The organism is Pseudomonas sp. DCB_AW (assembly GCF_026240895.1).
In the GTDB taxonomy this organism is placed as follows: domain Bacteria; phylum Pseudomonadota; class Gammaproteobacteria; order Pseudomonadales; family Pseudomonadaceae; genus Aquipseudomonas; species Aquipseudomonas kermanshahensis.
In genome coordinates this window covers 16,063-42,557 of sequence record NZ_JAPFCE010000025.1, presented here as the reverse complement: position 1 = coordinate 42,557, position 26,495 = coordinate 16,063, and the positions used below count along the sequence as shown (strand labels likewise).

The window sequence follows — 26,495 nt, the reverse complement described above, 5'->3', positions numbered from 1 at the left end:
GTGGCCCAGGTCAAACGTATTCGCCGCAACGTCAGCGGCATCATCCTGCTCGACAAGCCGCTCGGCTTTACCTCCAACGCGGCACTGCAGAAGGTCCGCTGGTTGCTCAATGCGGAGAAGGCTGGCCACACCGGCAGCCTCGATCCGCTGGCCACCGGCGTGCTGCCACTGTGCTTCGGCGAAGCGACCAAGTTTTCGCAGTACTTGCTCGATTCCGACAAGGGCTACGAAACCGTCATGCAGATGGGGCAGACTACCAATACTGCCGATGCTGAAGGCGAGGTTTTGCAGACCCGTGAGGTGACCGTTGGTCGTGCCGACATCGAGGCCCTGCTGCCACGTTTTCGCGGCCCGATCAGCCAGATACCGCCGATGTACTCGGCACTCAAGCGCGATGGCCAGCCGCTGTACAAACTGGCACGTGCTGGAGAGGTAGTGGAGCGCGAGGCGCGTTCTGTTACTATTAACCGCTTGGAGTTGCTCGAGTGCGAAGGCACCCGTGCACGGCTCAGTGTAGGATGCAGCAAAGGCACCTATATCCGCACCCTGGTGGAGGATATCGGCGAAGCCCTTGGCTGTGGCGCCTATGTCGCAGAGTTGCGCAGGACCCAGGCCGGGCCCTTCGCACTGGCACAGACGGTGACCCTCGAAGCACTCGAACAGGCCCATGCCGAAGGCGGCAACGAAGCGCTTGATCGCTTCCTGATGCCTTCCGACAGCGGGTTGCAGGACTGGCCAATGGTCAGCCTGTCTGAACACAGTGCGTTCTACTGGCTGCATGGGCAGGCAGTACGCGCGCCGGATGCGCCGCAGTTTGGCATGGTCCGGGTACAAGATCACAACGCGCGCTTCATCGGTATCGGTGAAGTGAGTGAAGACGGGCGCATTGCGCCACGTCGGTTGATTCGGTCGGAATGACCGAAACCGCAGGGCGAGGCTTCGGCTGAACCCTACGGAATCAAGGGTGGCTGTCAGTAGGCACGGTCACACCTTTCTTATTAATACAGGGATTTGTCCCTGGCCTATTGGACCCCGTTCGCGGGATCCGTTATCAGGAGAAGCCAAATGGCCCTCAGCGTTGAAGAAAAAGCTCAAATCGTTACCGACTTCCAGCAAGCAGCTGGCGACACTGGTAGCCCGGAAGTTCAGGTTGCTCTGCTGACCGCGAACATCAACAAGCTGCAAGGCCACTTCAAGGCCAACGGTAAAGACCACCACTCGCGTCGTGGCCTGATCCGTATGGTTAACCAGCGTCGTAAGCTGCTGGACTACCTGAAGGGCAAAGACACCACTCGTTACAGCGCCCTGATTGGTCGCCTGGGCCTGCGTCGCTAATAGCGGCCTGGTCAGTGGTGTGCATGGCGTCTCATGCATTGGCAACGCTGCCTGGCAGCGTTGTCTTTGGGCGCGCCATGCGTATCTCCGAGGCTGGCAGCCTGGTTACGTTGTGCGGTTTTCCGCGCTTCGGCCAGGCTCCCAGCCTCGTGTTGTATCTGGACGGTCAATGGGGCCGATTCCCCGTTCTGCCCAAGAATTCGCAAGAAACCAGTTCCCCCAAGAGCCACTGAAAAGGTAGGAAACCGTGAACCCGGTAATCAAGACATTCCAGTTCGGTCAATCGACCGTTACTCTCGAAACGGGCCGTATTGCCCGTCAGGCCACCGGCGCAGTGCTGGTCACTGTAGACAACGACGTCACCGTGCTGGTGACCGTGGTCGGTGCCAAGCAAGCCGATCCAGGCAAGGGTTTCTTCCCTCTGTCGGTCCACTACCAGGAAAAGACCTACGCCGCCGGCAAGATCCCAGGTGGTTTCTTCAAGCGTGAAGGCCGTCCTTCCGAGAAAGAGACCCTGACCTCGCGCCTGATCGACCGTCCGATCCGTCCGCTGTTCCCTGAAGGCTTCATGAACGAAGTCCAGGTCGTCTGCACCGTGGTTTCCACCAGCAAGAAGACCGATCCGGACATCGCTGCGATGATCGGTACCTCGGCTGCCCTGGCAATCTCCGGCATTCCGTTCGAAGGCCCGATCGGCGCCGCCCGCGTTGCTTTCCACGAAAGCACCGGCTACCTGCTGAACCCGACCTACGAGCAACTGGCTGCCTCGAGCCTGGACATGGTCGTTGCCGGTACCTCCGACGCCGTTCTGATGGTTGAATCGGAAGCCCAAGAGCTGACCGAAGACCAGATGCTGGGCGCTGTTCTGTTCGCCCACGACGAATTCCAGGCTGTTATCCAGGCTGTCAAAGAGCTGGCCGCCGAAGCTGCTAAGCCGACCTGGGACTGGAAACCTGCCGTTGCCAACACCGAGCTGTTCAACGCTATCCGCGCCGAATTCGGCGAAGGCGTTTCGCAGGGCTACACCATCACCGTCAAGGCCGACCGCTACGCGCGCCTGGGCGAGCTGCGCGATCAGGCGATCGCCAAGTTCTCCGGTGAAGAAGGCCAGCCATCGGCTTCCGAAGTCAAAGAAATCTTCGGCGAAATCGAATACCGCACCGTTCGCGAGAACATCGTCAACGGCAAGCCGCGTATCGATGGCCGTGACACCAAGACCGTTCGCCCGCTGAACATCGAAGTCGGCGTCCTGCCGAAGACTCACGGTTCGGCGCTGTTCACCCGTGGCGAAACCCAGGCCCTGGTCGTTGCGACCCTGGGTACTGCCCGTGACGCCCAACTGCTGGACACCCTCGAAGGCGAGAAGAAAGACCCCTTCATGCTGCACTACAACTTCCCGCCGTTCTCGGTTGGCGAGTGTGGTCGTATGGGCGGTGCTGGCCGTCGCGAAATCGGCCACGGCCGTCTGGCCCGTCGCTCGGTCCAGGCCATGCTGCCTGCCGCTGACGTGTTCCCGTACACCATCCGTGTGGTTTCGGAAATCACCGAGTCCAACGGTTCGAGCTCGATGGCTTCGGTCTGCGGTGCTTCCCTGGCACTGATGGACGCAGGTGTGCCGATGAAGGCGCCGGTTGCCGGTATCGCCATGGGCCTGGTCAAGGAAGGCGAGAAATTCGCGGTCCTGACCGACATCCTGGGTGACGAAGACCACCTGGGCGACATGGACTTCAAGGTTGCCGGTACCGCCAAAGGCGTTACTGCACTGCAGATGGACATCAAGATCAACGGCATCACCGAAGAGATCATGGAAATCGCCCTGGGCCAAGCCCTGGAAGCGCGCCTGAACATCCTCGGTCAGATGAACCAGATCATCGGCCAGTCGCGTACCGAGCTGTCGGCTAACGCTCCGACCATGATCGCGATGAAGATCGACACCGACAAGATCCGTGACGTCATCGGCAAAGGCGGCGCCACCATTCGCGCCATCTGCGAAGAGACCAAGGCTTCGATCGACATCGAAGACGACGGCTCGATCAAGATCTTCGGCGAAACCAAGGAAGCAGCTGAAGCAGCCCGTCAGCGCATCCTGGGCATCACTGCCGAGGCCGAAATCGGCAAGATCTATGTGGGTAAGGTCGAGCGCATCGTTGACTTCGGTGCCTTCGTCAACATCCTGCCTGGCAAAGATGGCCTGGTGCACATCTCCATGCTGAGCGATGCTCGCGTCGAGAAAGTCACCGACATTCTGAAAGAAGGTCAGGAAGTCGAAGTGCTGGTACTGGACGTGGACAACCGCGGCCGTATCAAGCTGTCGATCAAAGACGTTGCCGCGGCCAAGGCCTCCGGCGTCTAAGCGACTGACGCGCAATAGAAAAAAGAGCCCTTCGGGGCTCTTTTTTTTCGCCTGACGGGAACCTTTTGTACAGTTGCATCTTGCACGCAGGTTTACCTCGCAGGTTGCAAAATGCACGACTCATGCAACTGGATGAAAATGCTAAGTCATTGATTTATAAGCGTTTAAGCGAAGCGGAAAAGCTGGCACAGCACATGCAACTACCTTCATACCTGCAGCCAGGAACAACGGCGCAGACCTTTCGAAAAACAGGAGTGACTCACATGAAGAAGTTCGCCATTGCTGCCGCTACTGCTACCGCTCTGACCCTGACCATGGCTAATGCGGCATTTGCCCAACAGTCCACCCAGGCCCCTATGACGCTGGCGGCCGGTGAGGTGACCAAAGCCAAGGAAGCTACTTCCGATACTTGGATCACCACCAAGGTGAAGGCTGACCTGATGACCGAGAAAGGTGTACCTGGCAGCGACATCAAGGTTGAAACCAACAAGGGTGTCGTTTCGCTGTCCTCTGATGTGGCAGTGACTGACGCGCAGAAAGAGATGGCAGTTGCCATCGCCAAGAAGATCAAAGGTGTTCAGGCCGTTTCGGCTGATGGCCTGAAGTCCGAATAAGGGACGTCCCGTCGGCCAAAAGGATTTGGCCACCAACACAAAAAGCCTCGGCAACTTGCCGGGGCTTTTCTTTGGCTGCTTTAAAAGCCCGGGTTGCGGGCGATTACATCGCTTTCGAAGCAGTCCTGCTCGGCGATCAGCGGCTCAACCAGTGGGCGGCTGTCGCGAAAGTGTGCGGTCTGGGTGTGTGCTTCATAGGCGGCGTCGTCCTGGTAGATCTCGTAGAGATAGATGACCTCGGGGTCTAGGCGGTCCTGGGAGACGTCGAACACCAGGCACCCTGGCTCGTTGGCCACTGATGCAGCGGCATTGACCTTGATGGCCGTCAGAAAAGCCTCGGCGCAACCGGGCTTGACGCGTGTCTTGATAAACAGGCTATACACATGTCACTCCTTTTGTTTTACATTCTAATGTGAATTGTATACAAAAATGGAGTCGCGCCAATGTCTGAATTGCCTGAACGCCCTGGTCGCTTTAACGGCTTGCGCCACATTGCCTTGTTGGTACCCAACCTTGAGGAGTGCGAGCGCTTTTACGTCGACGTGCTGGGCATGGAGGTGCTCAACCGCGCCAATGAAGACCTGGTCTACCTGACTTGCGGTAATGACAACCTGTCATTGGGGCGCGGCGCCGGGGCCGCTAATGGGTTGCAGACGCTCGATCACTACGGCTTCATCGTCGACAGCGTGGAGGAGCTGGAGGCTTGGTACCAGTACTTCAAGGCGCACGGGGTGACCCTGCTGGACCGCCCGTTCAACCACGGTGACGGGGCGCGCAGCTTCCATTTGCTGGACCCGGCGGGGAACAAGGTGCAACCGCTGTATCACCCGGCAGTGTCGGGGCAGCGGCTGGTTTGAATGCATGGCCTTGCGGTGACTGTACTGGCCTCTTCGCGGGTGAACCCGCTCCCACCCGAACTGTGTAGCCTCCAAATCTAGCGCAGATCCTGTGGGAGCGGGTTTACCCGCGAAGGGGCGAGCACTGGCTCATTCGGCATCCAGGTGCATCGGTGTAATTACCCGGCCATCACTCTCGGCCTTGCCCAGGGTCGTGTCGATGAAGTACACCCGGTCATCTTCCAGCTTGCCTTTGTCCACCAGGTAGTCCTTGATGCTGCTGGCCCGCTCCTGGCCCAGCGTGCGTAGCAACGCGGCACTTTCGGCCCAGGACTTGATCACCGCCTCGCGCAACTTGGCAGTGCGCTCGTCGCGGCCAAGCTGTTCCCACTCGGCCGGTGGTTGCTGCTTCAGGCGGGTGCGGTAGATGCCTTCGAGCATCGCCGGCTTGTCGCTGTCGTCGACCACCAGCATCGAAGCATTGGCAGGCACCTTGTCGCCACGACGTTGCAGGATCTTGTACCAGGTGGCCTGGTATTCGCGGTCCAGGCGCTGCTGGGCGATCAGCGGGCCGTCGCTGGTCTGCGCACTGGTGCCTTCGATTTCCAGACGCAGTTCCGGGCGCTCTTTGAGCGCCGAGGCCAGTTTGTCCAGGGAGGACTGGGCATCGCCCGTGAGCTCACTCGAGCCCGGGGCGAACGCGACAGTGCCAAGGTCTTCGGAACCCCCGCCAGCAATCAGCCCGCCGATAAACTTGAACGGCGCCTGGGCCGCGCGCAGCACCAGGTTGCGCAGGGTTTGCCAGACGATCGGCATGACGCTGAACTGCGGGTTGTTGAGGTCACCGGTCACCGGCAACTCGATGGAAATCTTGCCCTCGGTGTCCTTGAGCAGCGCGACCGCCAGGCGGATCGGCAGGTCCACGGCATCTGGGCTGTCGACCTTCTCGCCCAACTGCAGTTGCTCAACCACCACTTTGTTCTCGGCCTTGAGCTGGCCGTTGGTGATCAAGTAATGCAGGTCGAGGTTGAGCCGCCCCTTGCGGATACGGAAGCCCGCGAACTTGCCGGAGTAGGGCGTCAGCGTGGTCAGTTCGACCCGCTTGAAGCTGGTGGCGATATCCAGGCTGGCCAGCGGGTTGAACGGGTTGAGCGCGCCTTTGATGGTGACCGGCGCATAGCGGTCGACCTTGCCCTTGATGTCCACCTTGGCCGGGTTCGGCTTGCGGTTGTCGATGGTGCCGATCTGGCCGTTGAGCTGCTGCACGGCGGTGGCGAAGTTGGGCGTAAGGGACAGGTCGGCGAAGTTGGCCGAGCCGTCATTGATGTCGATCTGGCCAATATGGATGCCCAACGGCTTGTCGCTGCTGGCCGGTTTCGCGGCCTTGGCTGCCGGCGCATCGGCCGGCTGCGGGATTAGCAGGTCGTTGACGTTGGTGGTGCGGTCTTCGTTGATGATGAAGCGGGCATAGGGCTGCAGCAAGGTCACCTTGTCGATCGACAGGGCATCACCGTGCACATAGGACAGGCCATCGACGTTCACCTGCTGCCATTTCACGAAGTCGCGGCTCTTGATCGTGTCGAGGGTATGCAACTGGTTGACCTGGGCCTTGCCGGTGACGTTGAAGGCCAGTGGCTCGGTGCTTTTCAGGTCGACCTTGAGGTCGCTGGCAAGCATGCCGCTGCGCAGCTCCAGCAGAATGAACGGGCTGATGTAGGCCTGGGCCACACGCAAGTCGATGTCGCGTGTGCTGACATCCAGCTTGGCCCAGACAGGCGCCAGATTCACTTGGCCGGCAGCCTGCAATTTGCCTTGTTTGCCCACACCGGTGTCGAGTTTGAGCGTGAAAGGCGACTGGTTGAGGCTGTCGAAGCCTTGCAGGTCGACATTGAGCGGGCCGACATCCAGTGCCACCGGTTCTTTCTGGCTACGGTCTGCCAGGTGCACGTTGTAGTTGCGCAGCTGGACGTCCTTGAGCAGCACTTGCCACGGCTTGCTCGGCGCTTGGGCGGCTTTTTCTGCAGGCGTAGGTTCGGCGGCGGCGGGCTCGGCCTTTTCTTTTGGCGTGGCCTTGGCCGGTTGGCTGGCGAACAGCTTCTGCCAGTCGAGCTGGCCGTCTTTTTCCAACGCGGCCCAGGTTTCGAGCTTGTCGCTGCGGATCTTGCCGACGATGACTTTTTGCTTGGCCAGGTCGATAGAGGTGTCACTGACCTCCAGGTTGGCCAGGCGTACCAGTTGGCGGCCATCCGGAGCCTTGATGGCGAACGGCGCCACTTTTACCGAGGTGTTGTCCAGCAGCAGCTCGGTCTCTTTGGACAGGTTGAAGGTGTAATGAGTGTCGAGGCTGATGACGCCTTCTTCCAGCACCAGTGGAACGGCGTCACGCACATACGGCCAGAACGCCTTCATCTTGCCGTCGGTGACCTTCAGGGTGCCTTCTGAGGCAATGGGCGACAGGCTGAGGGTGCCACTCCAGTCGATCTGCCCGCCGTACGGGCCCTTCGCTACCAGGGTCATGTCGGCATTGTCGTCCGGGAGCGTGCTGAGGTTTTTCAGCTCCAGGTTCATGTTGTCGTACAGAAACTCGATCGGCTCGCTCGGGCGCTCGTCCTGGAAGTGCAGGTAACCTTCCTTGAGCTTGATGCTGCCGATGCGCAGCGGGAATGGGTCGCTGGGCGGCTGCTCGGGCTTGGCCTCGCTGGGCGGCAGCTTGAACAACTGGGTCAGGTTGAGCTGCCCGCCCTTGGCGAACAGCACTTCGCTGCGCGGTTTGTCGAGCTCTACCGCCGTCAGGTGCAAGGCGCCATTCCACACGCTGTCGAGCGCAAGGTTGGCATAGAGCCGCTCGAAGCCGACCTGTTCCTTGCCAGGTTCGCCAATTTGCAGGCCCCACAGCGTCAGTTCGAGGCTGAAGGGGTTGAGCTCGATGCGCTGCAGGTGAGCAGGCACGGTGGCATATTGCGCCAATTGCTGATTGGCAATGCGCAGTGCGACACCGGGGAGAATGAGGAAGCCGAGCAGGCTGTAGAGGGCTACGAGAGCCACCATGGCGCCGAGGGCGCGAATCAATCCTTTGTACATGTGTCGCTTCGTCTGTCTAAGCAGGAGTGCTTGGAGTATGGCAGGTTAAATCAGTTCCGCTGAGGCGACCGATTCGCCTCATTCGATACCCATGCGCCGTTTCGCCCGGTGCGCCGAGCCATCGCGCATGGCCCAGCGCAAAACCGGCGCAGTGCGTTGCAGGCCGAGGCGGATCAGGCGCCGCTGCAATGGCCCGTGCTGCAGCCCGAGCATGGCTTGGGCCCAGTCGGGCAGCAGGTCGATGCCAGCGTTCAGCATGAGCTTGCCGACAGGTTGTGCCAGGCGGCTGGGCGCCGGGGCGGCAAGCAGGATGTCGACCACCTCATGGCTGCGGGCATCGCACTGCAACTGCGGGCGCATGTGCCTGAGGTAGTCCTCGACCTGCTGGCAGGAGCGCGGCACATCGCGCGCGCCCAGGCGTTCGGCGATCAGGGCAATCTCGTTGTAGTAGGCATCCTGCTCGGCGCGGGGCAGGTGCGGGTTGCGGTAACGCAAGTGGGCCGCGAGGAAGCTGCTGACTTCGGCCACATGCACCCAGGTCAGCAACCCCGGGTCGCTGGCGGCATAGGGGCGGCCATCGGCGGCAGTGCCAGTGACTTGCAGGTGGATGGTGCGGACTTTTTCGATCAGCCACTCGGCGTCGCGGGTCGAGCCAAAGGTGGTGCCGGAGATGAACTGGCTGGTGCGACGCAAGCGGCCGAGCAGGTCTTGGCGAAAGTTCGAATGGTCCCACACGCCGGCCAACGCCAGCGGGTGCAGCAGTTGCAGCATGAGGGCACTGATACCGCCGACCAGCATGCTTGGGAAATCGCCGTGCACTTGCCAGCTGATGCTCTGCGGGCCAAACAGCCCAGGGTCGCCCTTGGGCGATTCCAGGTCGAGCTGGCCGAGGGCCAGCCCGGTAAGGCTCATGACCTGGGTTTCGATGCGGCGGCGAAGGGCTTCCATGGCGACCTGTCGTTCAGGGCGGCCATGCAAGGGGCCGCCAGCTAGTGGTTGAGACGTGTGTCGATCAAGCCCTGAACCACACTCGGGTCGGCCAGGGTCGAGGTATCGCCCAGGTTTTCCAGCTCGTTGCAGGCGATTTTGCGCAGTATACGCCGCATGATCTTGCCCGAGCGGGTTTTGGGCAGCGCCGGTGCCCACTGGATCAGTTCCGGTTTGGCGAAGCTGCCGATTTCCTTGCTGACCAAGGCCAGCAGTTCGGCCTTGAGCGCGTCGCTGGGGTCGACGCCGTTCATGGGGGTGACAAAGGCATACACACCCTGGCCCTTGAGGTCATGGGGGTAGCCGACCACTGCGGCCTCGGCGACGCTGTCGTGCAACACCAGTGCACTTTCCACTTCGGCGGTGCCGATGCGGTGGCCGGAGACGTTGATCACGTCGTCGATGCGCCCGGTGATCCAGTAGTCGCCGTCGGCATCGCGGCGTGCGCCGTCGCCGGTGAAGTAGTAGCCGGGCATGGGTTTGAAATAGGTTTCGACCATGCGCTGGTGGTCACCATAGACGCTGCGAATCTGCCCGGGCCAGCTGGCCTTGATGGCCAGCACGCCAGCGCCAGGGCCTTCAATGGGGGTGCCTTTTTCATCCAGCAGCACCGGCTGTACGCCGAACATCGGTTGGGTCGCGCAGCCCGGTTTGAGCCGTTGCGTGCTGGGCAGGGGCGTGAGCATGATGCCGCCGGTTTCGGTCTGCCACCAGGTATCGACGATCGGGCAGCGCTTTTGGCCGACTTCTTCGAAGTACCATTCCCACGCTTCCGGGTTGATCGGCTCGCCGACGCTGCCGAGCAGGCGCAGGCTTTTGCGTGAGGTGCTCTGGAGTGGCCCGGAGCCTTCGCGCATCAGGGCGCGCAAGGCCGTTGGCGCGGTGTAGAAGATGTTGACCTGATGCTTGTCGACCACCTGCCAGAAGCGCGAGGTGTCGGGGTAGTTGGGTACCCCTTCGAACATCAGCGAAATCGCGCCATTGGCCAGCGGGCCATAGACGATGTAGCTGTGGCCGGTGACCCAGCCTACATCGGCGGTGCACCAGAACACTTCGCCCTCGCGGTAATCGAACACCACCTTGAAGGTCATGGTGGCCTGCAGCAGGTAGCCGGCAGTGGTGTGCAGGACGCCCTTGGGTTTGCCGGTGCTGCCGGAGGTGTAGAGGATGAACAGTGGGTCTTCGGCTGCCATCGGTTCAGGTGGGCAGTCGTCGCCAGCGTGTTCCGTTACCTGGTGGTACCAGAGGTCGCGGCCCTCGCTCCAGGCCACATCCCCCCCCGTCCGCCGGACAACGAATACACTGCTGACATTCGGGCAACTGGCCAGGGCCTTATCGACGTTCAGCTTCAGTGGAATGCGCTTGCCACCGCGGATGCCTTCATCGGCGGTGATCACGGTACGGCAGTCGGCATCGAGGATGCGGTCACGCAGGGCATCGGGCGAGAAGCCGCCGAACACCACCGAGTGCACGGCGCCCAGCCGGGTGCAGGCGAGCATGGCGAAGGCGGCCTCGGGAATCATCGGCATGTAGATGCACACCCGGTCGCCTTTCTTCACGCCGCGTGCCTTCAGGGCGTTGGCCAAGCGGCAGACCTGGCGGTGCAGTTCGCGGTAGGTGATGGCTTTGGCGTCTTGCGGGTCGTCGCCCTCCCAGAGCAGGGCAGTCTGTTCATCACGCTTGGCCAGATGGCGATCGATGCAGTTGTAGCTCACGTTCAACTGGCCACCGTCGAACCAGCGTGCCTGGCCGGTTTTCAGGTCGCACTGTTGCACGCTCGACCAGGGTTTGATCCAGTCCAGGCGTTTGGCCTGTTCGGCCCAGAAGGTGTCGGGGTCTTCCACCGATTGGCGGTAGAGGCGGCGGTAATCGTCGTCAGTGAGGGTGGCGGACTGGCTGACGGCCAGGGCCTGGGGGTAGTCGCGGATATCGAACATGGCGGGTGGTCCTTGCGCTTGTCGGGGGCGATGGACTGCAACGGCTATTCGATTGGACAGTGTAGCTAGAGGTGGTGTTCCTTAAGGTCGACGCTGGCCTTGTAGGAGCGGCCTTGTGCCGCGATGGGCCGCAAAGCGGCCCCAGGATTTCAGCGATGAAGCATCATTCAGCGGTGATGCATCCATTTTTGGGGCCGCTCTGCGGCCCATCGCGGCACAAGGCCGCTCCTACAAAGAGCGACCGTGTGGCGGGTGGGTCAACCGCGGTGACGGCCGCGGAAGTAGTTGATCAGGCCCTGGGTAGAGCCATCTTCGGCGCTGTCTTCCTGGCTGCCGACAAGGCGCTGGTAGACACCTTTGCCCAGCTCTTTGCCCAGCTCCACGCCCCATTGGTCGAAGGCGTTGATGCCCCAGATCACGCTCTGCACGAAGACCTTGTGCTCATACATCGCCACCAGTGCGCCCAAGCGGCGTGGGCTGATGCGCTCGACCACCAGGGTGTTGCTCGGGCGGTTGCCCGGGATCACCTTGTGCGGGGCCAGCTTCTCGATATCGGCTTCGTTCAGGCCTTTGGCGCGCAGCTCGGTCTCGGCTTCATCGCGGGTTTTGCCGAGCATCAGCGCCTGGCTCTGCGACAGGCAGTTGGCGTACAGCCACTGATGGTGGTCGGCCACCGGGTTGAAGCTCACCACCGGCACGATGAAGTCAGCAGGAATAAGGTGGGTACCCTGGTGCAGCAACTGGTGGTAGGCGTGCTGGCCGTTACAGCCCACGCCACCCCAGATCACCGGGCCGGTTTCGGTATGCACCGGCGTGCCGTCCTGCAGCACGCTCTTGCCGTTGGACTCCATGTCCAGCTGTTGCAAGTGCTTGGTGATGTTGCGCAGGTAGTGGTCGTACGGCAGGATCGCGTGGCTGCGGGCGCCCCAGAAGTTGCCATACCAGACGCCCAGCAGGGCCAGCAGCACCGGCATGTTCTTGTCGAACGGCGCGGTCTGGAAGTGCTGGTCCATGGTGTAGGCACCCGACAGCAGCTCCTTGAAGTTGGCGGTGCCGATGGCCAAGGCGATCGGCAGGCCGATGGCCGACCACAGCGAATAGCGCCCACCCACCCAGTCCCACATCGGGAAGATGTTCTCTTCACGGATACCGAAGGCGACGGCGGCGGCCTTGTTGCTGGAAACGGCGATGAAGTGGCGATACAGCTCTGCTTCCGAGCCGCCCTGGGCCAGGTACCAGGTGCGCGCGGCCATGGCGTTCTTCAGTGTTTCGAGGGTGTTGAACGATTTCGACGAAACAATGAACAGGGTGGTTTCGGCGCGCAGGTTGGCCGACAGTTCGTGGAACTCACTGCCGTCGATGTTCGCCAGGTAATGGCAGCGTACGCCGCGTTGTGCGTAGGGCAGCAGTGCTTCGGAGACCAGTTCCGGGCCGAGGAACGAGCCGCCGATGCCGATGTTGACCACGTCGGTGATCGGCTTTTCGCTGTAACCGCGCCACAGGCCATCGTGGATACGCCCGACCAGCTCGGTGATCTGGTTGAGCACCTTGTGCACTTCCGGCATCACGTTGACGCCGTTGACGCTGAGCTTGTCGCCCACTGGGCGGCGCAGGGCGGTGTGCAGCACCGGGCGGCCTTCGGAGGCGTTGATGATCTCGCCGCTGAACATCGACTTGATCGCATCCTGCAGGCCGACTTCGTTGGCCAGGTTCACCAGCAGGTCACGGCTTTGCTCGGTGATCAGGTTTTTCGAGTAGTCGAGGAACAGGCCGCAGCTGCTCAGGGAGAACTGATCAAAACGCTTGGCATCGGCGGCGAAGGCTTCACGCATGCTGAAGTCTTGCATGGCGTCGCGGTGTTGCTGAAGCGCCTGCCAGGCGGGCAGGGCCGTCACATCATGGGGAGTACGGTAATACGCCATTGCTCAGGGTTCCTTGGTGCGTTGTGAGGCCTTGGACATTGGCCACGGCTGTCAGTTGCAGGCAGTCATTATAGGCATTGGCGGCGCGGGGGGAATGGGGGCGTGAGGGGTTATGAGGGGCCGCGAGGCAGCCCCCGAAGGTTTACGCGGTCTTGTCTTCCACGTGCAGGTACAGGTTGTCGATCAACCGGGTGTTACCCAGGTAAGCGGCGGCAATCACCACCAGGTCGCGATCATCGATCATGGCCGGGCGCAGGCTCACGGCATGGCGCACTTCCAGGTAATCCGGGCGGAACCCGGCGGCGGTCAGTTGCGCTTGGCCGTCGGCCACCAGCGCGGCAAAATCACGCTGGCCACGGCCAATGGCCGCCCCGATGTGCTGCAGGGTGCGGTACAGCGCAGGTGCGGTAACACGCTGCTCGGGGGTGAGGTAACCATTGCGTGACGACAGCGCCAGGCCATCGTCGGCGCGCACGGTCGGCTCACCGATGATCTGGATGGGCATGTTCAGGTCGCGCACCATGGCGCGGATCACTGCCAGCTGCTGGAAGTCTTTTTCGCCGAACACGGCCAAGTCTGGCTGGACCATGTTGAACAGCTTGCTGACCACTGTCGCCACACCCTCGAAATGCCCTGGCCGGCTGGCGCCGCACAGGCCTTCGGAAAGGTGGGGGACGCTGACCCGGGTTTGCACGCTCATGCCGTCGGGGTACATCTCTTCGACGGTTGGCGCGAACAGCAGGTTGCAGCCGGCCTGGAGCAAACGCTCCTGGTCGGCTGCAAGGGTACGTGGGTAGGTGGCGAGGTCTTCGTTGGCGCCGAACTGCAGCGGGTTGACGAAGATACTGGCAACGACAAAGTCGGCCCGCTGGGCGGCCTTGGTCACCAGCGCGGCATGGCCGCTGTGCAGGTTGCCCATGGTCGGCACGAACGCGATGCGCTTGCCTTCGCCACGCGCGCGGCCAACGGCGGCGCGCAGTTCACGGACAGTCTTGACTGTGTTCATGCGCTGAACCCGTGTTCACTGGCAGGGAAGCTTACGTCCTTGACCGCCGTCACGTAGGCGGCGAGGGCGCTTTCGATGTCCGGCTGGCCGGCCATGAAGTTTTTCACGAACTTCGGCACCCGGCCGCTCAGCGACAGGCCAAGCATGTCGTGCAGGACCAGCACCTGGCCGTCGGTGGCGCTACCGGCGCCAATGCCGATGACCGGAATGTTCACGGCCTGGGTGATTTCTGCTGCCAGTTCGCTCGGTACGCACTCCAGCAGCAGCATGGCCGCGCCGGCCTGTTCCAGGGCAATGGCGTCGGCACGCATCTGCCGCGCCTGGGCTTCCTGACGGCCCTGCACCTTGTAACCGCCCAGCACATTGACGGTTTGTGGGGTCAGGCCCATGTGCGCGCACACCGGCACGCCACGTTCAGCCAGCAGGCGAATGGTCTCGGCCAGCCAGGCAGCGCCTTCGAGCTTGATCATGTGGGCACCGGCCTGCATCAGCGTGGCGCAGTTGGCAAAGGCCAGTTCGGGGGTGGCGTGGGCCATGAACGGCAGGTCGGCCAGAATCAGCGCGCCATCGTTGCCACGTTTGACGCAGGCAGTGTGGTAGGCCATTTCCTGGGTGGTGACAGGCAGCGTGCTGTCATGGCCCTGCAGGACCATCCCCAGCGAGTCGCCCACCAGCAACACTTCGACACCGGCCTGGCTGGCAACCTTGGCGAAGGTCGCGTCGTAGCAGGTCAGCATGGTGATTTTTTCACCCTTGGCCTTCAGGCCATGCAGGGTGGTCAGGGTTACTTCAGGCATGTAGGAAAATCCTCGTTCAGGCGCTGTTAAAACGACTGCATACAACGCGTGTAGTCATCTTCCGGAGCGGCACATCATCGCGCGTGATGTTCGGGCACAGGTCCGTCCGGGCCTAAATACGGGTATGCGGCACTTGGGTGCCACACGGGACGCCTATAGTCGTGAGCGAGGTGGGGGAAGTCAATCACCCTGTTACCGCATTGTTACGATCAGGGTGTTACTGGCGTTACCGCCGTCTGCAGCGCCCGAATTACAGGCGCTCGAGGCCGACGAACGGGCAGGCGCTGATGAGTTGGGCGAGGTCGCGGCCATCGGGCAGGCAGAAGCCTGCGGGCACCAGTTCGGCCAATGGGTAGAGCACGAAGGCGCGGGCGTGCATATGGTAGTGCGGCACTTGCAGGCGCGGCACGTCGATCAGGTGGTCGCCGAACAGCAGGATATCCAGGTCGAGCGTGCGCGGGCCCCAACGCTCTTTGCGCACACGGCCCTGGTCATTTTCGATGGCCTGCAGGGCATCCAGCAGCGCCAGCGGCTCGAGCGAGGTGTCGAGCGCAGCCACGGCATTGGTGTAGCGCGGCTGGCCAGGCAGCAGCGAGTCACTGGTGAACAGGCTGGAGGTGGCCACCAGGCAGGTGCCGGTGGCCTGGTCGAGCGCCTGGAAAGCGTTCTGCAGTTGTTCTGCAGGCTCATCCAGGTTGCTGCCCAGGCCGATGTAAGCGCGCGTGGTCACTCGAACGCCTCTTCGCCACCACGCTTACGCTTGCTGGCGCTACGTTTGCGCTTGCGTGGGCCAGCGCCGGTGCCTTCGTCACGGCTGCCCAGCTCGCGAATCATCTCGCGGCGCTCGCTGTCATTGGCATCCTGGTAGTCAGTCCACCATTGGCCGAGGTCGTCGGTTTCTTCACCCGCGCTTTCACGCAGCAGCAGGAAGTCGTAACCGGCACGGAAGCGCGGGTTGTCGAGCAACTGGTCGGCACGTTTGCCGCTGCGGCGTGGCAGGCGTTCCTGCATGTCCCAGATTTCGCGGATCGGCAGGGTGAAACGCTTCGGGATGGCAATGCGTGCGCACTGTTCGGCGATCAGGTCGTGAGCCGCGCCGTTCATGGCCGGGATCGGTGGCACACCTTGGTTTTGCAGGTGCAGCACACGGGCCGGCAGGGCGGGCCAGAGCAGCGCAGCGAAGAGGAAGGCCGGGGTGACCGGCTTGCCCTGCTTCACACGCAGATCGGTGTTGTTCAGCGCCTGGCTGATCAGGGTGTGGGTGTAGGTGGGGCGCTCGTCCAGGGCATGCGCGCTGGCCGGGAACAACGGCTCGAACAGCTGCAGGTCGACCAGCATTTCGAAGGCCATCGCACCTTGGCCGGAGAGGAACAGCTTGAGGCTTTCCTCGAACAGGCGTGCCGGGGGGATTTCGCGCAGCATCGGGGCCAGTTCGCGGATCGGCTGGACCGTGTGCTTTTCGATGCCGAAGTCGAGCTTGGCGGCGAAACGCACGGCCCGCAGCATGCGCACCGGGTCTTCCTGGTAGCGATGGGTCGGGTCACCGATCAGGCGCAGCAGGCGGTTACGCACATCGTGCACGCCGTTGGCGTAATCGAGGATGCGTTCGCTGACCGGATCGTAGTAGAGGGCATTGATGGTGAAGTCGCGGCGTTGCGCGTCTTCTTCCAAGGTGCCGTACACGTTGTCACGCAGGATGCGACCACTGGCATTGTGCGACGAACGGTGGGTATCACCTTGATCGTCTTCCGAGTGGTGGGCGCGGAAGGTGGCGACTTCGATGATCTCACGGCCGAAATGCACGTGGACCAACTTGAAGCGGCGACCAATGATACGCGCGTTGCGGAACTCGGCACGGACCTGTTCAGGGGTGGCGCTGGTGGCGACGTCGAAGTCTTTTGGGGTGATGCCAAGCATCAGGTCGCGGACACAGCCACCGACCAGGTAAGCCTGGTAGCCCGCACTCTGCAGGCGCTCTACGATGTTCACCGCGTGGCGGCTGAACTGGTGGCGTTGCAGCGAGTGTTGGCTCTTGTTGATCACCTCAGGCGTGGTGCGCCTGTGGTGCTGGCCCGGTACGGGAGGGCGGAACGACTGGAACAGCTTCTTCAGCATGGGATGCACTGTTTGAAGGAATGTTCGGCCAAGAATAGGAGAATGGCCGCATGATGGGCGGGGATTCTAGCATTTACTCAAGGAATGGTGTAGGCGGGTAGCAGGATGCCTGCCAGAAGGGAGAAACGACAAGGGGAGCCTAAGCTCCCCAAGAAGTCGTTGCGTGCTCTTATTATTTTTTTGCTGGGCTTCTTGTTTTTGTTGAGTGCCCTGTCCACAAATCGCAAAGCTTGTGGACGACCCCTAATCCAGGGGTAAAGAGCAAACGGATTGCTTTGGCCGCTGATGTCACGTTGATCTGTCGATCCAACCAGTTCAGGCGCTGCTTTTTAGTGCAGTTTTTGTTGTTCTCTGCCTGGTCGTGGGGCAAGCCCCAAACACGCATCCTCTCCAAAAGAATCAGTTAGCTGCGCCTCCGCCGTCTTGTTTTTATTGTGCGTGAGCCGTTTCGTCTTGTTCTTATTCTGAGTTGCAGTGCTTGTTATTGTTTTTGTACTAAGCATATAGCAGGTGCCGTGCCAACTTTTCGAAACCCAATGAAATCAAGGGTTTGGAGGTTTTCGCAGGTTTTTGGCAGGCCGAAAATGGCGGGGTTTCGTTACCGTACACCTCGGGAACTGTTACGCCTGAAAGCTTGGGTAACAGATTTTCGCGGGTACTGATGTGTTACCTGGGGTGTGCGTAGTGGTTTTTGTCGGCCCTTTCGCGGGTGAACCCGCTCCCACAGGTACCGCATTGCCCTTGCGGGCAGTGAGATCCTTGTGGGAGCGGGTTCACCCGCGAAGAGGCCGGCAGCCCGAAAAAGAAATATCAAGGCAGGAAAGGCCCGCCTGCCCACGCGATCTTTTACTCGCTGGTGGCGTTGCTCTTGCGCCGCGGGATACCCAGGCGCTGGCGGCGTTCCCACAGGCATTTGCGGCTGACGCCAAGCTTGCGGGCAAGCTCGGTCTCGGTCATGTGGTCCTGGTGTTCGAGCACGAAGTGCTGGAAGTAATCCTCCAGCGACAAGTCCTCGGTAGGCTCATGGCTGGCATTGCCCGCACTGGCCACGGCCAGGGCGTTGTCGAGGATGTCGTCGTCTTCCAGGTCGCTCAGCTCGATGTCGATACCCAGCAGGTCGGCGGAAATTTCTGCGCTCTCGCTCAGAATCACCGCACGCTCCACGGCGTTTTCCAGCTCGCGCACGTTACCCGGCCAGCTGTAATGACGAATCGCTTGCTCGGCATCGGCGGAAAAATGCAGGTCATCCCGGCCAATCCGTGCGCTCTGACGGGCCAGGAAGGCACTGGCGATCTCGTTGACGTCGCTGCCGCGCTCGCGCAGGGCAGGCAACTTCAGGGCAATCACGTGCAGGCGGTAATAAAGGTCTTCACGGAACTGGCCGGCCTTGGCCAGGTTTTTCAGGTCGCGGTGGGTGGCCGCAATCAGGCGCACATCGACCTTCTGCGATTGCACCGAGCCCACCCGGCGGATTTCGCCTTCCTGCAACACGCGCAACAGGCGCGCCTGGGCTTCGAGGGGCAATTCGCCGATTTCGTCGAGGAACAAGGTGCCGCCGTCCGCCGCTTCGACCAGCCCGGCGCGCCCTGCGCTGGCGCCGGTGAAGGCACCTTTTTCGTGACCGAACAGCTCGGACTCGATCAGGGTCTCGGGGATGGCCGCGCAGTTCACCGAGATCATCGGTGCCTTGGCCCGGCGTGACAGGTTGTGCAGGGCACGGGCGACCAGCTCTTTACCGGTACCCGATTCGCCCTGGATCAAGACATTGGAATCGGTCGGTGCGACCTTGCGGATCTTGCTGTACATGTCCTGCATGGGCGGGCACGAGCCGATGATGCCGATCTCGCCGTTGGCAGACGCGCTATTGCCTTTGTCGGCCGCGGCCGCCTTGCCGTTGCCCCGCGGTTCTGCAGCCGGTGCGGCAGCAGGCGCGTTTTGCCGGTCGCGCAGGATGCGCGCCACGGCCTGGAGCATCTCGTCGTGGTCGAAGGGCTTGGCGATGTAGTCCACCGCGCCCATTTTCATCGAGTCCACCGCCGAGCGCAGGCTGGCGTAGCTGGTCATGATCAGCACTGGGGTGCCCTGGCCGAGCTTGATCAGCTCGGTACCAGGCGCGCCTGGCAGGCGCAGGTCGCTGACGATCAGGTCGAAGGTGGCAATGCTGAAGCGTTCCTGGGCTTCCTGCACCGAGCCGGCTTCGCTGACCTGGTACTGGTTCCGCTCGAGCAGGCGACGCAGGGCCGAGCGGATGATGGTTTCGTCTTCGACGATCAGAATATGCGGCATTGATTCAATTCTCTCGACGGTCTCGAATTTCAGGGGACGTCGCTACGACATGCCGGGGCAGGGTCACGCGGATCCGGGTGCCACGTTGCCGTTCGATGTCGGCAGGGCTGTCGATGGTGATTTGCCCATAATGCTCTTCCACGATGGAATAGACCAGAGCGAGCCCCAGTCCGGTTCCTTCGCCCGGGTCTTTGGTGGTGAAGAAGGGCTCGAACAGGCGGTCCATGATGCTCTTCGGGATCCCGCTGCCTTCGTCTTCGACAATCAAGTCGACGGTGTGCTCGAAGACGGAGCTGCGCACACGCACGGCACTGCCGGGCGGTGAGGCGTCGCGGGCGTTGGAGAGCAGGTTGATCAGCACCTGGGCCAGGCGCTGCGGGTCCCCTTCGGCCCAGTGTTCCGGGTCGCAGAGGTTGAAGAACTGGACTTCGAAATTGCGCCGGTTCAGTGCCAGCAGCCCAATGGCATCCTGCGCCACTTCGGCCAGGCACACCGGCTCTTCGCTGTTCTGATGGCTGCCACCGGCATGGGCGAAGCTCATCAACGACTGGACGATGCGCGACACCCGTTTGGTCTGTTCAAGAATCTGGCTCGACAGCTCGGTGATCTCGCCATCGCCCTCGCGTTCCTCGCGCAGGTTCTGCGCCAGACAGGCGATGCCGGTGATCGGGTTGCCGATTTCGTGGGCCACGCCGGCCGCCAGGCGGCCAATGCTGGCCAGGCGCTCGGAGTGCACCAGCTTGTCTTCCAGGGCCTGGGTTTCGGTCAGGTCCTCGACCAGCAGCACCAGGCCACTGTTACCCGGCGCCAAGGGCTCGTCGATGGCGGCCTTGTGCAGGTTCAGCCAGCGAGGCTGCCCGTCGAGGGCCAGGCGTTGTTTGTGCAGGTGTTCGTCGGGCACGTCGATGAAGCCCTGCAGCAGGCCGCGCCAAGGTTCGCCGATGGTCACCAGGCGCGAGCCGACCACGTGCTTGGCGGCGATGCCGGTCAGCTCTTCCATGGCCTTGTTCCACATCAGGATCTCTTGGTCCTTGGCCAGGGAGCAGACGCCCATGGGCAGTTCCTGCAGGGTCTGGCGGTGGTAGCGGCGCAGGGCGTCGAGTTCGGCGGCAAGGCCGGTCAGGCGCGAGTGATAGTCTTCCAGGCGGCTTTCAATGAAGTGGATGTCTTCAGTGACATAGTTTTCGTTGCCGGATTTGTAGGGCAGGAAGGTCTCGACCATGTCCTGGGCCACGCTCGGCCCCATCAGGCCCGACAGGTTGGCCTCGATGCGGTCGCGCAGGCGGCGCAACGCATAGGGGCGGCGCTCGTCAAAGGGCAGGTAGAGGTCGCGCAGGGCTTGTTCGACTTCTTTCTGCGCAGCCTTGGCGCCCAGTGGCTTGGCCAGCTGGGTGGCAAATTCCTGTGGCGATGCCGCGTGCAGCTCGCGGCGCTGCGGGCGGCGCACGTTGTCCACCGCGCACGCTTCGGCGGCGCTGGCTTCTTCACTGCTGGCATTGGTGAACAGCGAAATCAGGGTGAACAGCAAGACGTTTGCCGCCAGCGAGGCGATGGCCGCCATGTGCCAGCTGGTGTCGTCGAGGACGTAGATCATGTCCAGCAGCGGAATGTAGAAGCCCTGCAGGTTGCCCAGCAGCGGCAGCAGCATGGTCACCAGCCACACCAGGGTGCCGGCCAGCAGGCCCGCGATGAAGCCGCGGCGATTGGCGGTAGGCCAGTACAGCACCGACAACACGCCCGGCAGGAACTGCAAGGTGGCGACGAAGGCGACGATGCCCAGGTTGGCCAGGCTCTGGTGGTTGTTCTGGGTCAGGTAGAACATGAAGCCGGCGGTGATGATGGCGACGATCAGCGCGCGGCGGGTCCATTTCAGCCAGCGGTAGATGTTGCCTTCGGCCGGCGGCTGGTACAGCGGCAGCACCAGGTGGTTGAGGGCCATGCCCGACAGCGCCAGGGTGGTGACGATGATCAACCCGCTGGCCGCAGACAACCCGCCGATATAAGCCAGCAGCGCCAGCGCTTTGTTATTGGCAGCGATGCCCAGCCCTAGCGTGAAGTATTCGGGGTTGGTGCTGGCGCCCAGGCGCAGGCCGGCCCACAGCACCAGCGGCACGGCCAGGCTCATCAGCAGCAGGAACAGCGGCAGGCCCCAGCTGGCGCTGACCAGCGAGCGTGGGTTGAGGTTTTCGGTGAAGGCCATGTGGTACATGTGCGGCATGACGATGGCCGAGGCGAAGAACACCAGCAGCAGGGTGCGCCATGGCCCTTCCTGCAGCGGTGTGTGCAGCGCGGCCAGGGCGGTCTGGTTCTGCAGCAGCCACACTTCCAGCCCATGCGGGCCGCCAAACACACCGTACAAGGCGTACAGGCCGATGCCGCCCAGCGCCAGCAGCTTGATCACCGATTCGAAGGCAATGGCGAACACCAGCCCTTCATGCTTCTCGCGCGTGGCGATGTGCCGCGAGCCGAAGAAGATGGTGAACAGAATGATCAGCGCACAGAAGGCGAATGCCACCCTGGCCTTGACCGGCTCGCCGGTCAGGATGCTGATCGAGTCGGCCACCGCCTGGATCTGCAGGGCCAGCAACGGCAGTACCCCGATCAGCATGATCAGGGTGGTCAGCGCGCCGGCCCAGGTGCTGCGGAAACGAAACGCCAGCAGGTCGGCCAGCGACGACAGCTGATAGGTGCGGGTGATCTTGAGGATCGGGTAAAGCAGCACCGGCGCCAGCAGGAAGGCCCCGGAGACCCCCAGGTAGCAGGCCAGGAAGCCATAGCCGTACTGGTAGGCCAGGCCGACCGAGCCATAGAAGGCCCAGGCACTGGCATAGACGCCCAGCGACAGGGTGTAGGTCAGCGGGTGGCGAATAATTGAGCGGGGTATCAGCCCACGCTCGCTGATCCAGGCCACGCCGAACAGCACCATGAGGTACGCGGCGCTGATCAGGATCATCTGGGTCAGGCTAAAGCTCATCGGCATCTCGTTGGCTCTGCAGGATGAAGGTGACGACGATCAGGATCAGCCAGAGCAGGTAGGGGCGGTACCAGGCTCCGGTCGGTTCGATCCACCAGTCCATGATGGCCGGGGAGAACAGGTAGATCCCCACGACCAGAAGCAGGACCAAACGATAGATGTACATGCTGGCCTCGATGGTTGGGCGCTGCGGGCTTGGACTTATTATTGGCGCAAAAGAGTGGGCGGATGCTAGCGGGAATCGGTAGGGTTAGCCAAGGGTTTGAAATTATTGGGCTTTTGTTTTTGAGCGGTAGGTTGCCTGTGCGGGCCTCTTCGCGGGCTTGGCCGCGACGAGGCCGTTGAGGGCTCAGCGCAAATCAGCCTCTGGCACGGTAGTCCGCTGCGCAATCGCCTCCGGCCGCCACTGCTTGCGGGCTACCGCCAACACTTCAGCCGGCGTTGCCAGCAGCAACTCGGGGTTTGCTTCTTGCCCCAGCGCCCGCAATGCCCGCAACAGCAGGGGGGTAGCATGCTCCGCCTGTAAGGGCGGCGAGCGGTACGACTTGCCCAGCTTGTGCCCATCTGGCTGCACGATCAGCGGAATATGCAGGTAACGCGGCTGTGAGAACCCCAGCAGCTCTTGCAGGTACAGTTGGCGCGGTGTGTTGTCGAGCAGGTCGGCCCCGCGCACGATATCGGTAACCCCTTGCCAGGCATCATCCAGCACCACCGCCAGCTGATACGCATACAGCCCGTCACGGCGCTGGATGACGAAATCACCCACCTCGCGCCCCAGGTGTTGCTGGAACTCACCCTGGACCCGGTCGGTGAACCGGTAGATCAACTCTGGCACCCGCAGACGGATCGCCGCGCCCTCGCGTGCATGCCCGGCGTTGCGGCACAAGCCTGGGTAAATGCCGTTGTGCCCTTCCAGCTGTTTGCGCGAGCAGGTGCAGGCGTAGGCCAGGCCCATGTTGAACAGGCGGTCGACCACTGCTGCATAAGCCTCATGGCGCTGGCTCTGGAACACCACCTCGCCATCCCACTCCAGGCCGTAACGCTCAAGGGTCTGCAAGATAGCGTCGCGGGCCCCGGGCATTTCCCGCGGCGGGTCGGTGTCTTCCATGCGCAGCAGCCAGCGGCCGTTGACGGCGCGGGCGTCGAGCCAGGAGGCGAGTGCGGCGACCAGCGAGCCGAAATGCAGAAAGCCGCTGGGGGTAGGGGCGAAGCGCCCGATGTAGCTCGAGTCGTTCATGGCGGTCGTGCGTCTGAAAATGAAACGGGGCGCAAGATGCGCCCCGTTTGGGTGGGAAAAGGATCAGCCTTTGCCGACTGTTTTTTCCTTTTTCTCCGCGATTTCCTTGCAGTCGAAGCACAGGTCGGCGGTTGGGCGGGCTTCGAGGCGACGCAGGCCGATCTCGATGCCGCAGGACTCACACCAGCCGTACTCTTCGTCCTGGATCTTCTGCAGGGTCTTGTCGATCTTCTTGATCAGCTTGCGCTCGCGATCGCGGTTACGCAGCTCCAGGGCGAACTCTTCTTCCTGGCTGGCACGGTCGGCCGGGTCTGGGAAGTTGGCCGCTTCGTCCTTCATGTGGGTCACGGTCTGATCCACGCTCGTCATCAACTCAAGCTTCCAGGCACCCAGAAGTTTGGTGAAATGCTTGCGCATGGGCTCCCCCATGTACTCCTCGCCCTTGCTTTCTTTATAGGGCTCTACACCGTACATGGACTGACTGGTTTTTTGCTTTTCTACGGTGGACATGAATAGACCGCCTCTCACTCATCTGATCCAATGCGCAGGATGCTCCATCTCCGGCACCCGCCGGCCCTGCGACTGCGAGCCGCCGAACTTACCAGATAGATCGGGGGTGCGCTACCCCGCCCGATCCTGCTAATTGACAGCGGCGCGAGCCACACGTTCGGTAGCGTGCAGAGGTAGAATCTCCAGTTTAGACCCAATTGAGAGAAGGTCATGGCCCACCCTTACAGTGCGCGCAGCCGCGCCATCGAACCCTTTCACGTCATGGCGTTGCTGGCGCGGGCCAACGAGCTGCAGGCGGCCGGCCATGATGTGATCCACCTGGAAATCGGCGAACCGGACTTCACCACGGCCGCGCCGATTGTCGAGGCCGGCCAGGCCGCATTGGCCGCGGGCCACACCCGCTATACCGCCGCCCGTGGCCTGCCGGCGCTGCGCGAGGCGATCGCCGGCTTCTATGGGCAGCGATACGGCGTCAGTGTCGATCCTGAGCGCATTCTGATTACGCCGGGCGGTTCTGGCGCACTGTTGTTGGCCAGCAGCCTGTTGGTAGACCCAGGCAAGCACTGGCTGCTGGCTGACCCGGGCTACCCCTGCAATCGCCACTTCCTGCGCCTGGTCGAAGGCGGCGCGCAGTTGGTGCCGGTGGGGCCCGAGGTCAACTACCAACTCACCGCCGACCTGGTTGACCGCTATTGGGACAAAGACACGGTCGGGGCGCTGGTCGCCTCGCCAGCCAACCCGACCGGGGCGGTGCTGAGCCGTGACGAGCTGGCCAGCCTGTCGCGCGCTACCCGTGAGCGCCATGGCCACTTGGTGGTGGACGAGATTTACCACGGGCTGACCTACGGCATGGACGCGCCCAGCGTGCTGGAAGTGGACGATGGGGCGTTTGTCCTGAATAGTTTTTCGAAGTATTTCGGCATGACCGGCTGGCGCCTGGGGTGGCTGGTGGCACCGCCCGGCGCCGTGGCAGACCTGGAAAAACTCGCACAGAACCTGTACATCAGCGCCCCCAGCATGGCCCAGCATGCTGCGCTGGCGTGCTTCCAGCCGCAAACCCTGGCGATTCTGGAAGAGCGCCGCGCCGAATTCGCCCGTCGCCGCGACTACCTGTTGCCAGCCCTGCGCGAGCTGGGCTTTGGCATCGCCGTCGAGCCCGAGGGGGCTTTCTACTTGTACGCCGACATCAGCGCCTTCGGCGGCGATGCCTTTGCGTTCTGCCGGCACTTCCTCGAAACCGAGCACGTGGCCTTTACTCCCGGCCTGGATTTTGGTCGCCACCTGGCGGGGCATCATGTGCGTTTTGCCTACACCCAGAGCCTGCCGCGCCTGGAACAGGCCGTGCAGCGTATCGCCCGCGGCTTGCGGAGCTGGCAAGGCTGATGGCGTTTTTTCCTCCACTCGAGCAGGGGCGCCTACTGCGGCGCTACAAACGGTTTTTGGCGGACATCGAGCTGGCCAATGGCGAGCACATGACCATCCATTGCCCGAACACCGGGTCCATGCTCAATTGCATGCGCGAAGGCGGGCAGGTGTGGTTCAGCCGCTCCAACGACCCCAAGCGCAAGCTGCCAGGCACCTGGGAGATCAGTGAAACGCCCCAGGGCCGCCTGGCCTGCGTGAACACCGGGCGCGCCAACGCATTGGTTGAAGAGGCGCTGCGTGCCGGGGTTATCAGTGAGCTGGCCGGTTTCACCGCACTCAGGCGTGAAGTGGCGTATGGCGAAGAAGGCAGCCGCATCGATTTTCGCCTGGAGTTCGACACCGGCCCGGCCTATGTCGAAGTCAAGAGCGTGACCCTTGGCTACCCGGACACCGCGGTCGCGGCCTTCCCCGACGCCGTCACCCAGCGCGGTGCCAAGCACCTGCGTGAACTGGCGACGCTGGCTCGCCAAGGTGTGCGTGCGGTGCAGTTGTACTGCGTGAACCTGACCGGCGTTGACGCCGTGCGCCCGGCCGAGGAAATCGACGCGGGCTACGCCCAGGCCTTGCGCGCCGCCGTGGCTGAAGGCGTGGAGGTGCTGGCGTACGGCACCTACCTGGATGCCGAGCGTATCGTCATCGACCGCCCCTTGCCTGTACTGCTCAATTCTTGAGCCAGATGCCCTGGCTGTCTTCATGGCAGCCCAGGGCCTGCAGGCTGTCGCCCTCGCACGGCCCGGCCACGCATTCGCCGCTTTCTATCAGGAACAAAGCGCCATGATGGGCGCAGTGAATCAGGCTGGCGCTGTCATCAAGAAAGGCATCTGCAGCCCAGTTCAGTGGGATGCTGCGGTGTGGGCAGCGGTTGCGATAGAGGTACACCTGGCCCTGGCGGCGCACGCCGAACAGGTCGACGCCGTCTACGCTGAAGGCGCGGCTGTGGCCCTCGGCCAATGAGCTGGAGGTACAAAGGAAGTGCATGGCAAGGACGACTCGTGAAACACGTGATGGCTTGACGCTTCAATGCGAATAATTATCAAATTGCCCGCATTCGATGCGCCCGGCTGTCTATGGTGCGCAGTT

Annotated in this window: 22 protein-coding genes; 7 read left to right on the top strand and 15 right to left on the bottom strand. The window is 62.3% G+C overall.

Annotated features, from left to right (window positions below):
• From truB to OO306_RS15435, 4 genes are all read left to right on the top strand, one after another.
• Complete coding sequence (gene truB / locus OO306_RS15450) at nt 1–918, top strand: tRNA pseudouridine(55) synthase TruB (RefSeq protein ID WP_027595021.1); 918 nt, start codon at nt 1–3, stop codon at nt 916–918.
• A gap of 147 nt (nt 919–1,065) precedes the next feature.
• Nucleotides 1,066–1,335, top strand: coding sequence for a 30S ribosomal protein S15 (rpsO, locus tag OO306_RS15445; RefSeq protein WP_012274241.1), 270 nt, complete (start codon nt 1,066–1,068; stop codon nt 1,333–1,335).
• A gap of 247 nt (nt 1,336–1,582) precedes the next feature.
• Nucleotides 1,583–3,688, top strand: a complete 2,106-nt coding sequence (gene pnp / locus OO306_RS15440) for a polyribonucleotide nucleotidyltransferase (RefSeq protein WP_264311527.1) — start codon at nt 1,583–1,585, stop codon at nt 3,686–3,688.
• A gap of 263 nt (nt 3,689–3,951) precedes the next feature.
• Complete coding sequence (locus tag OO306_RS15435; protein ID WP_012274238.1) at nt 3,952–4,302, top strand: BON domain-containing protein; 351 nt, start codon at nt 3,952–3,954, stop codon at nt 4,300–4,302.
• Nucleotides 4,303–4,382: 80 nt separating this feature from the next.
• Here OO306_RS15435 and OO306_RS15430 read toward each other — a convergent pair whose 3' ends face one another.
• On the bottom strand, nt 4,383–4,685 hold the full coding sequence (locus OO306_RS15430) for a putative quinol monooxygenase (RefSeq protein ID WP_027595019.1): 303 nt from the start codon (nt 4,683–4,685) through the stop codon (nt 4,383–4,385).
• A gap of 60 nt (nt 4,686–4,745) precedes the next feature.
• Between OO306_RS15430 and OO306_RS15425 the strand changes: the two genes are divergently transcribed.
• Complete coding sequence (locus tag OO306_RS15425; RefSeq protein WP_186683020.1) at nt 4,746–5,159, top strand: VOC family protein; 414 nt, start codon at nt 4,746–4,748, stop codon at nt 5,157–5,159.
• A gap of 129 nt (nt 5,160–5,288) precedes the next feature.
• Here OO306_RS15425 and OO306_RS15420 read toward each other — a convergent pair whose 3' ends face one another.
• The 13 genes from OO306_RS15420 to dksA form a co-directional block, all read right to left on the bottom strand.
• Nucleotides 5,289–8,219, bottom strand: coding sequence for a DUF748 domain-containing protein (locus OO306_RS15420; protein ID WP_265969268.1), 2,931 nt, complete (start codon nt 8,217–8,219; stop codon nt 5,289–5,291).
• Nucleotides 8,220–8,297: 78 nt separating this feature from the next.
• Nucleotides 8,298–9,167 (bottom strand): oxygenase MpaB family protein, encoded by an 870-nt coding sequence (locus tag OO306_RS15415; protein WP_099455344.1) that lies wholly within the window; start codon nt 9,165–9,167, stop codon nt 8,298–8,300.
• Between the two features lie 41 nt (nt 9,168–9,208).
• Nucleotides 9,209–11,143: an acetate--CoA ligase gene (acs, locus tag OO306_RS15410; RefSeq protein ID WP_265969265.1), complete on the bottom strand. Its 1,935-nt coding sequence runs from the start codon at nt 11,141–11,143 to the stop codon at nt 9,209–9,211.
• 257 nt (nt 11,144–11,400) lie between these two features.
• Complete coding sequence (gene pgi / locus OO306_RS15405) at nt 11,401–13,065, bottom strand: glucose-6-phosphate isomerase (RefSeq protein WP_027595014.1); 1,665 nt, start codon at nt 13,063–13,065, stop codon at nt 11,401–11,403.
• Between the two features lie 142 nt (nt 13,066–13,207).
• Entirely contained in the window at nt 13,208–14,071 is an 864-nt protein-coding gene (gene panC, locus OO306_RS15400) for a pantoate--beta-alanine ligase (RefSeq protein WP_027595013.1), read from the bottom strand.
• Nucleotides 14,068–14,868 (bottom strand): 3-methyl-2-oxobutanoate hydroxymethyltransferase, encoded by an 801-nt coding sequence (gene panB, locus OO306_RS15395; RefSeq protein WP_085274233.1) that lies wholly within the window; start codon nt 14,866–14,868, stop codon nt 14,068–14,070. Before panB ends, panC begins: the two co-directional genes overlap by 4 nt.
• Nucleotides 14,869–15,118: 250 nt before the next feature.
• Nucleotides 15,119–15,598, bottom strand: coding sequence for a 2-amino-4-hydroxy-6-hydroxymethyldihydropteridine diphosphokinase (gene folK / locus OO306_RS15390; RefSeq protein WP_265969263.1), 480 nt, complete (start codon nt 15,596–15,598; stop codon nt 15,119–15,121).
• On the bottom strand, nt 15,595–16,983 hold the full coding sequence (locus OO306_RS15385) for a polynucleotide adenylyltransferase PcnB (protein ID WP_027595010.1): 1,389 nt from the start codon (nt 16,981–16,983) through the stop codon (nt 15,595–15,597). The genes folK and OO306_RS15385 overlap by 4 nt, the downstream gene beginning before the upstream one ends.
• Before the next feature lie 846 nt (nt 16,984–17,829).
• Entirely contained in the window at nt 17,830–19,269 is a 1,440-nt protein-coding gene (locus OO306_RS15380) for a sigma-54 dependent transcriptional regulator (RefSeq protein WP_027595009.1), read from the bottom strand.
• Between the two features lie 4 nt (nt 19,270–19,273).
• Entirely contained in the window at nt 19,274–22,249 is a 2,976-nt protein-coding gene (locus tag OO306_RS15375; protein WP_027595008.1) for a sensor histidine kinase, read from the bottom strand.
• Nucleotides 22,233–22,409, bottom strand: a complete 177-nt coding sequence (locus OO306_RS15370) for a hypothetical protein (RefSeq protein WP_003250005.1) — start codon at nt 22,407–22,409, stop codon at nt 22,233–22,235. Before OO306_RS15370 ends, OO306_RS15375 begins: the two co-directional genes overlap by 17 nt.
• Before the next feature lie 183 nt (nt 22,410–22,592).
• Nucleotides 22,593–23,480 carry a tRNA glutamyl-Q(34) synthetase GluQRS gene (gluQRS, locus tag OO306_RS15365; RefSeq protein ID WP_238215294.1) on the bottom strand — a complete coding sequence of 296 codons (888 nt, stop codon included), beginning with the start codon at nt 23,478–23,480 and terminating at the stop codon, nt 22,593–22,595.
• Nucleotides 23,481–23,543: 63 nt separating this feature from the next.
• Complete coding sequence (dksA, locus tag OO306_RS15360; RefSeq protein ID WP_027595006.1) at nt 23,544–23,990, bottom strand: RNA polymerase-binding protein DksA; 447 nt, start codon at nt 23,988–23,990, stop codon at nt 23,544–23,546.
• A gap of 210 nt (nt 23,991–24,200) precedes the next feature.
• Here dksA and OO306_RS15355 point away from each other — a divergent pair, with 210 nt between their 5' ends.
• Both OO306_RS15355 and sfsA read left to right on the top strand, forming a co-directional pair.
• Complete coding sequence (locus tag OO306_RS15355; RefSeq protein ID WP_265969262.1) at nt 24,201–25,373, top strand: pyridoxal phosphate-dependent aminotransferase; 1,173 nt, start codon at nt 24,201–24,203, stop codon at nt 25,371–25,373.
• On the top strand, nt 25,373–26,086 hold the full coding sequence (sfsA, locus tag OO306_RS15350) for a DNA/RNA nuclease SfsA (protein ID WP_265969261.1): 714 nt from the start codon (nt 25,373–25,375) through the stop codon (nt 26,084–26,086). The genes OO306_RS15355 and sfsA overlap by 1 nt, the downstream gene beginning before the upstream one ends.
• On the opposite strand, the gene OO306_RS15345 is transcribed toward sfsA, so the two are convergent.
• Nucleotides 26,076–26,393, bottom strand: coding sequence for a Rieske (2Fe-2S) protein (locus OO306_RS15345; protein ID WP_027595003.1), 318 nt, complete (start codon nt 26,391–26,393; stop codon nt 26,076–26,078). The two genes, sfsA and OO306_RS15345, sit on opposite strands and share 11 nt — an antisense overlap.
• Between the last annotated feature and the right edge of the window lie 102 nt (nt 26,394–26,495).

Bases quoted from the DNA above. Each gene is read 5' to 3' on its own strand.
- rpsO (WP_012274241.1), top strand. From the start codon at position 1,066: ATGGCCCTCAGCGTTGAAGAAAAAGCTCAAATCGTTACCGACTTCCAG.
- OO306_RS15435 (WP_012274238.1), top strand. From the start codon at position 3,952: ATGAAGAAGTTCGCCATTGCTGCCGCTACTGCTACCGCTCTGACCCTG.
- OO306_RS15425 (WP_186683020.1), top strand. From the start codon at position 4,746: ATGTCTGAATTGCCTGAACGCCCTGGTCGCTTTAACGGCTTGCGCCAC.
- OO306_RS15420 (WP_265969268.1), bottom strand. From the start codon at position 8,219: ATGTACAAAGGATTGATTCGCGCCCTCGGCGCCATGGTGGCTCTCGTA.
- OO306_RS15415 (WP_099455344.1), bottom strand. From the start codon at position 9,167: ATGGAAGCCCTTCGCCGCCGCATCGAAACCCAGGTCATGAGCCTTACC.
- acs (WP_265969265.1), bottom strand. From the start codon at position 11,143: ATGTTCGATATCCGCGACTACCCCCAGGCCCTGGCCGTCAGCCAGTCC.
- pgi (WP_027595014.1), bottom strand. From the start codon at position 13,065: ATGGCGTATTACCGTACTCCCCATGATGTGACGGCCCTGCCCGCCTGG.
- panC (WP_027595013.1), bottom strand. From the start codon at position 14,071: ATGAACACAGTCAAGACTGTCCGTGAACTGCGCGCCGCCGTTGGCCGC.
- panB (WP_085274233.1), bottom strand. From the start codon at position 14,868: ATGCCTGAAGTAACCCTGACCACCCTGCATGGCCTGAAGGCCAAGGGT.
- OO306_RS15385 (WP_027595010.1), bottom strand. From the start codon at position 16,983: ATGCTGAAGAAGCTGTTCCAGTCGTTCCGCCCTCCCGTACCGGGCCAG.
- OO306_RS15380 (WP_027595009.1), bottom strand. From the start codon at position 19,269: ATGCCGCATATTCTGATCGTCGAAGACGAAACCATCATCCGCTCGGCC.
- OO306_RS15375 (WP_027595008.1), bottom strand. From the start codon at position 22,249: ATGCCGATGAGCTTTAGCCTGACCCAGATGATCCTGATCAGCGCCGCG.
- OO306_RS15370 (WP_003250005.1), bottom strand. From the start codon at position 22,409: ATGTACATCTATCGTTTGGTCCTGCTTCTGGTCGTGGGGATCTACCTG.
- gluQRS (WP_238215294.1), bottom strand. From the start codon at position 23,480: ATGAACGACTCGAGCTACATCGGGCGCTTCGCCCCTACCCCCAGCGGC.
- dksA (WP_027595006.1), bottom strand. From the start codon at position 23,990: ATGTCCACCGTAGAAAAGCAAAAAACCAGTCAGTCCATGTACGGTGTA.
- OO306_RS15355 (WP_265969262.1), top strand. From the start codon at position 24,201: ATGGCCCACCCTTACAGTGCGCGCAGCCGCGCCATCGAACCCTTTCAC.
- sfsA (WP_265969261.1), top strand. From the start codon at position 25,373: ATGGCGTTTTTTCCTCCACTCGAGCAGGGGCGCCTACTGCGGCGCTAC.
- OO306_RS15345 (WP_027595003.1), bottom strand. From the start codon at position 26,393: ATGCACTTCCTTTGTACCTCCAGCTCATTGGCCGAGGGCCACAGCCGC.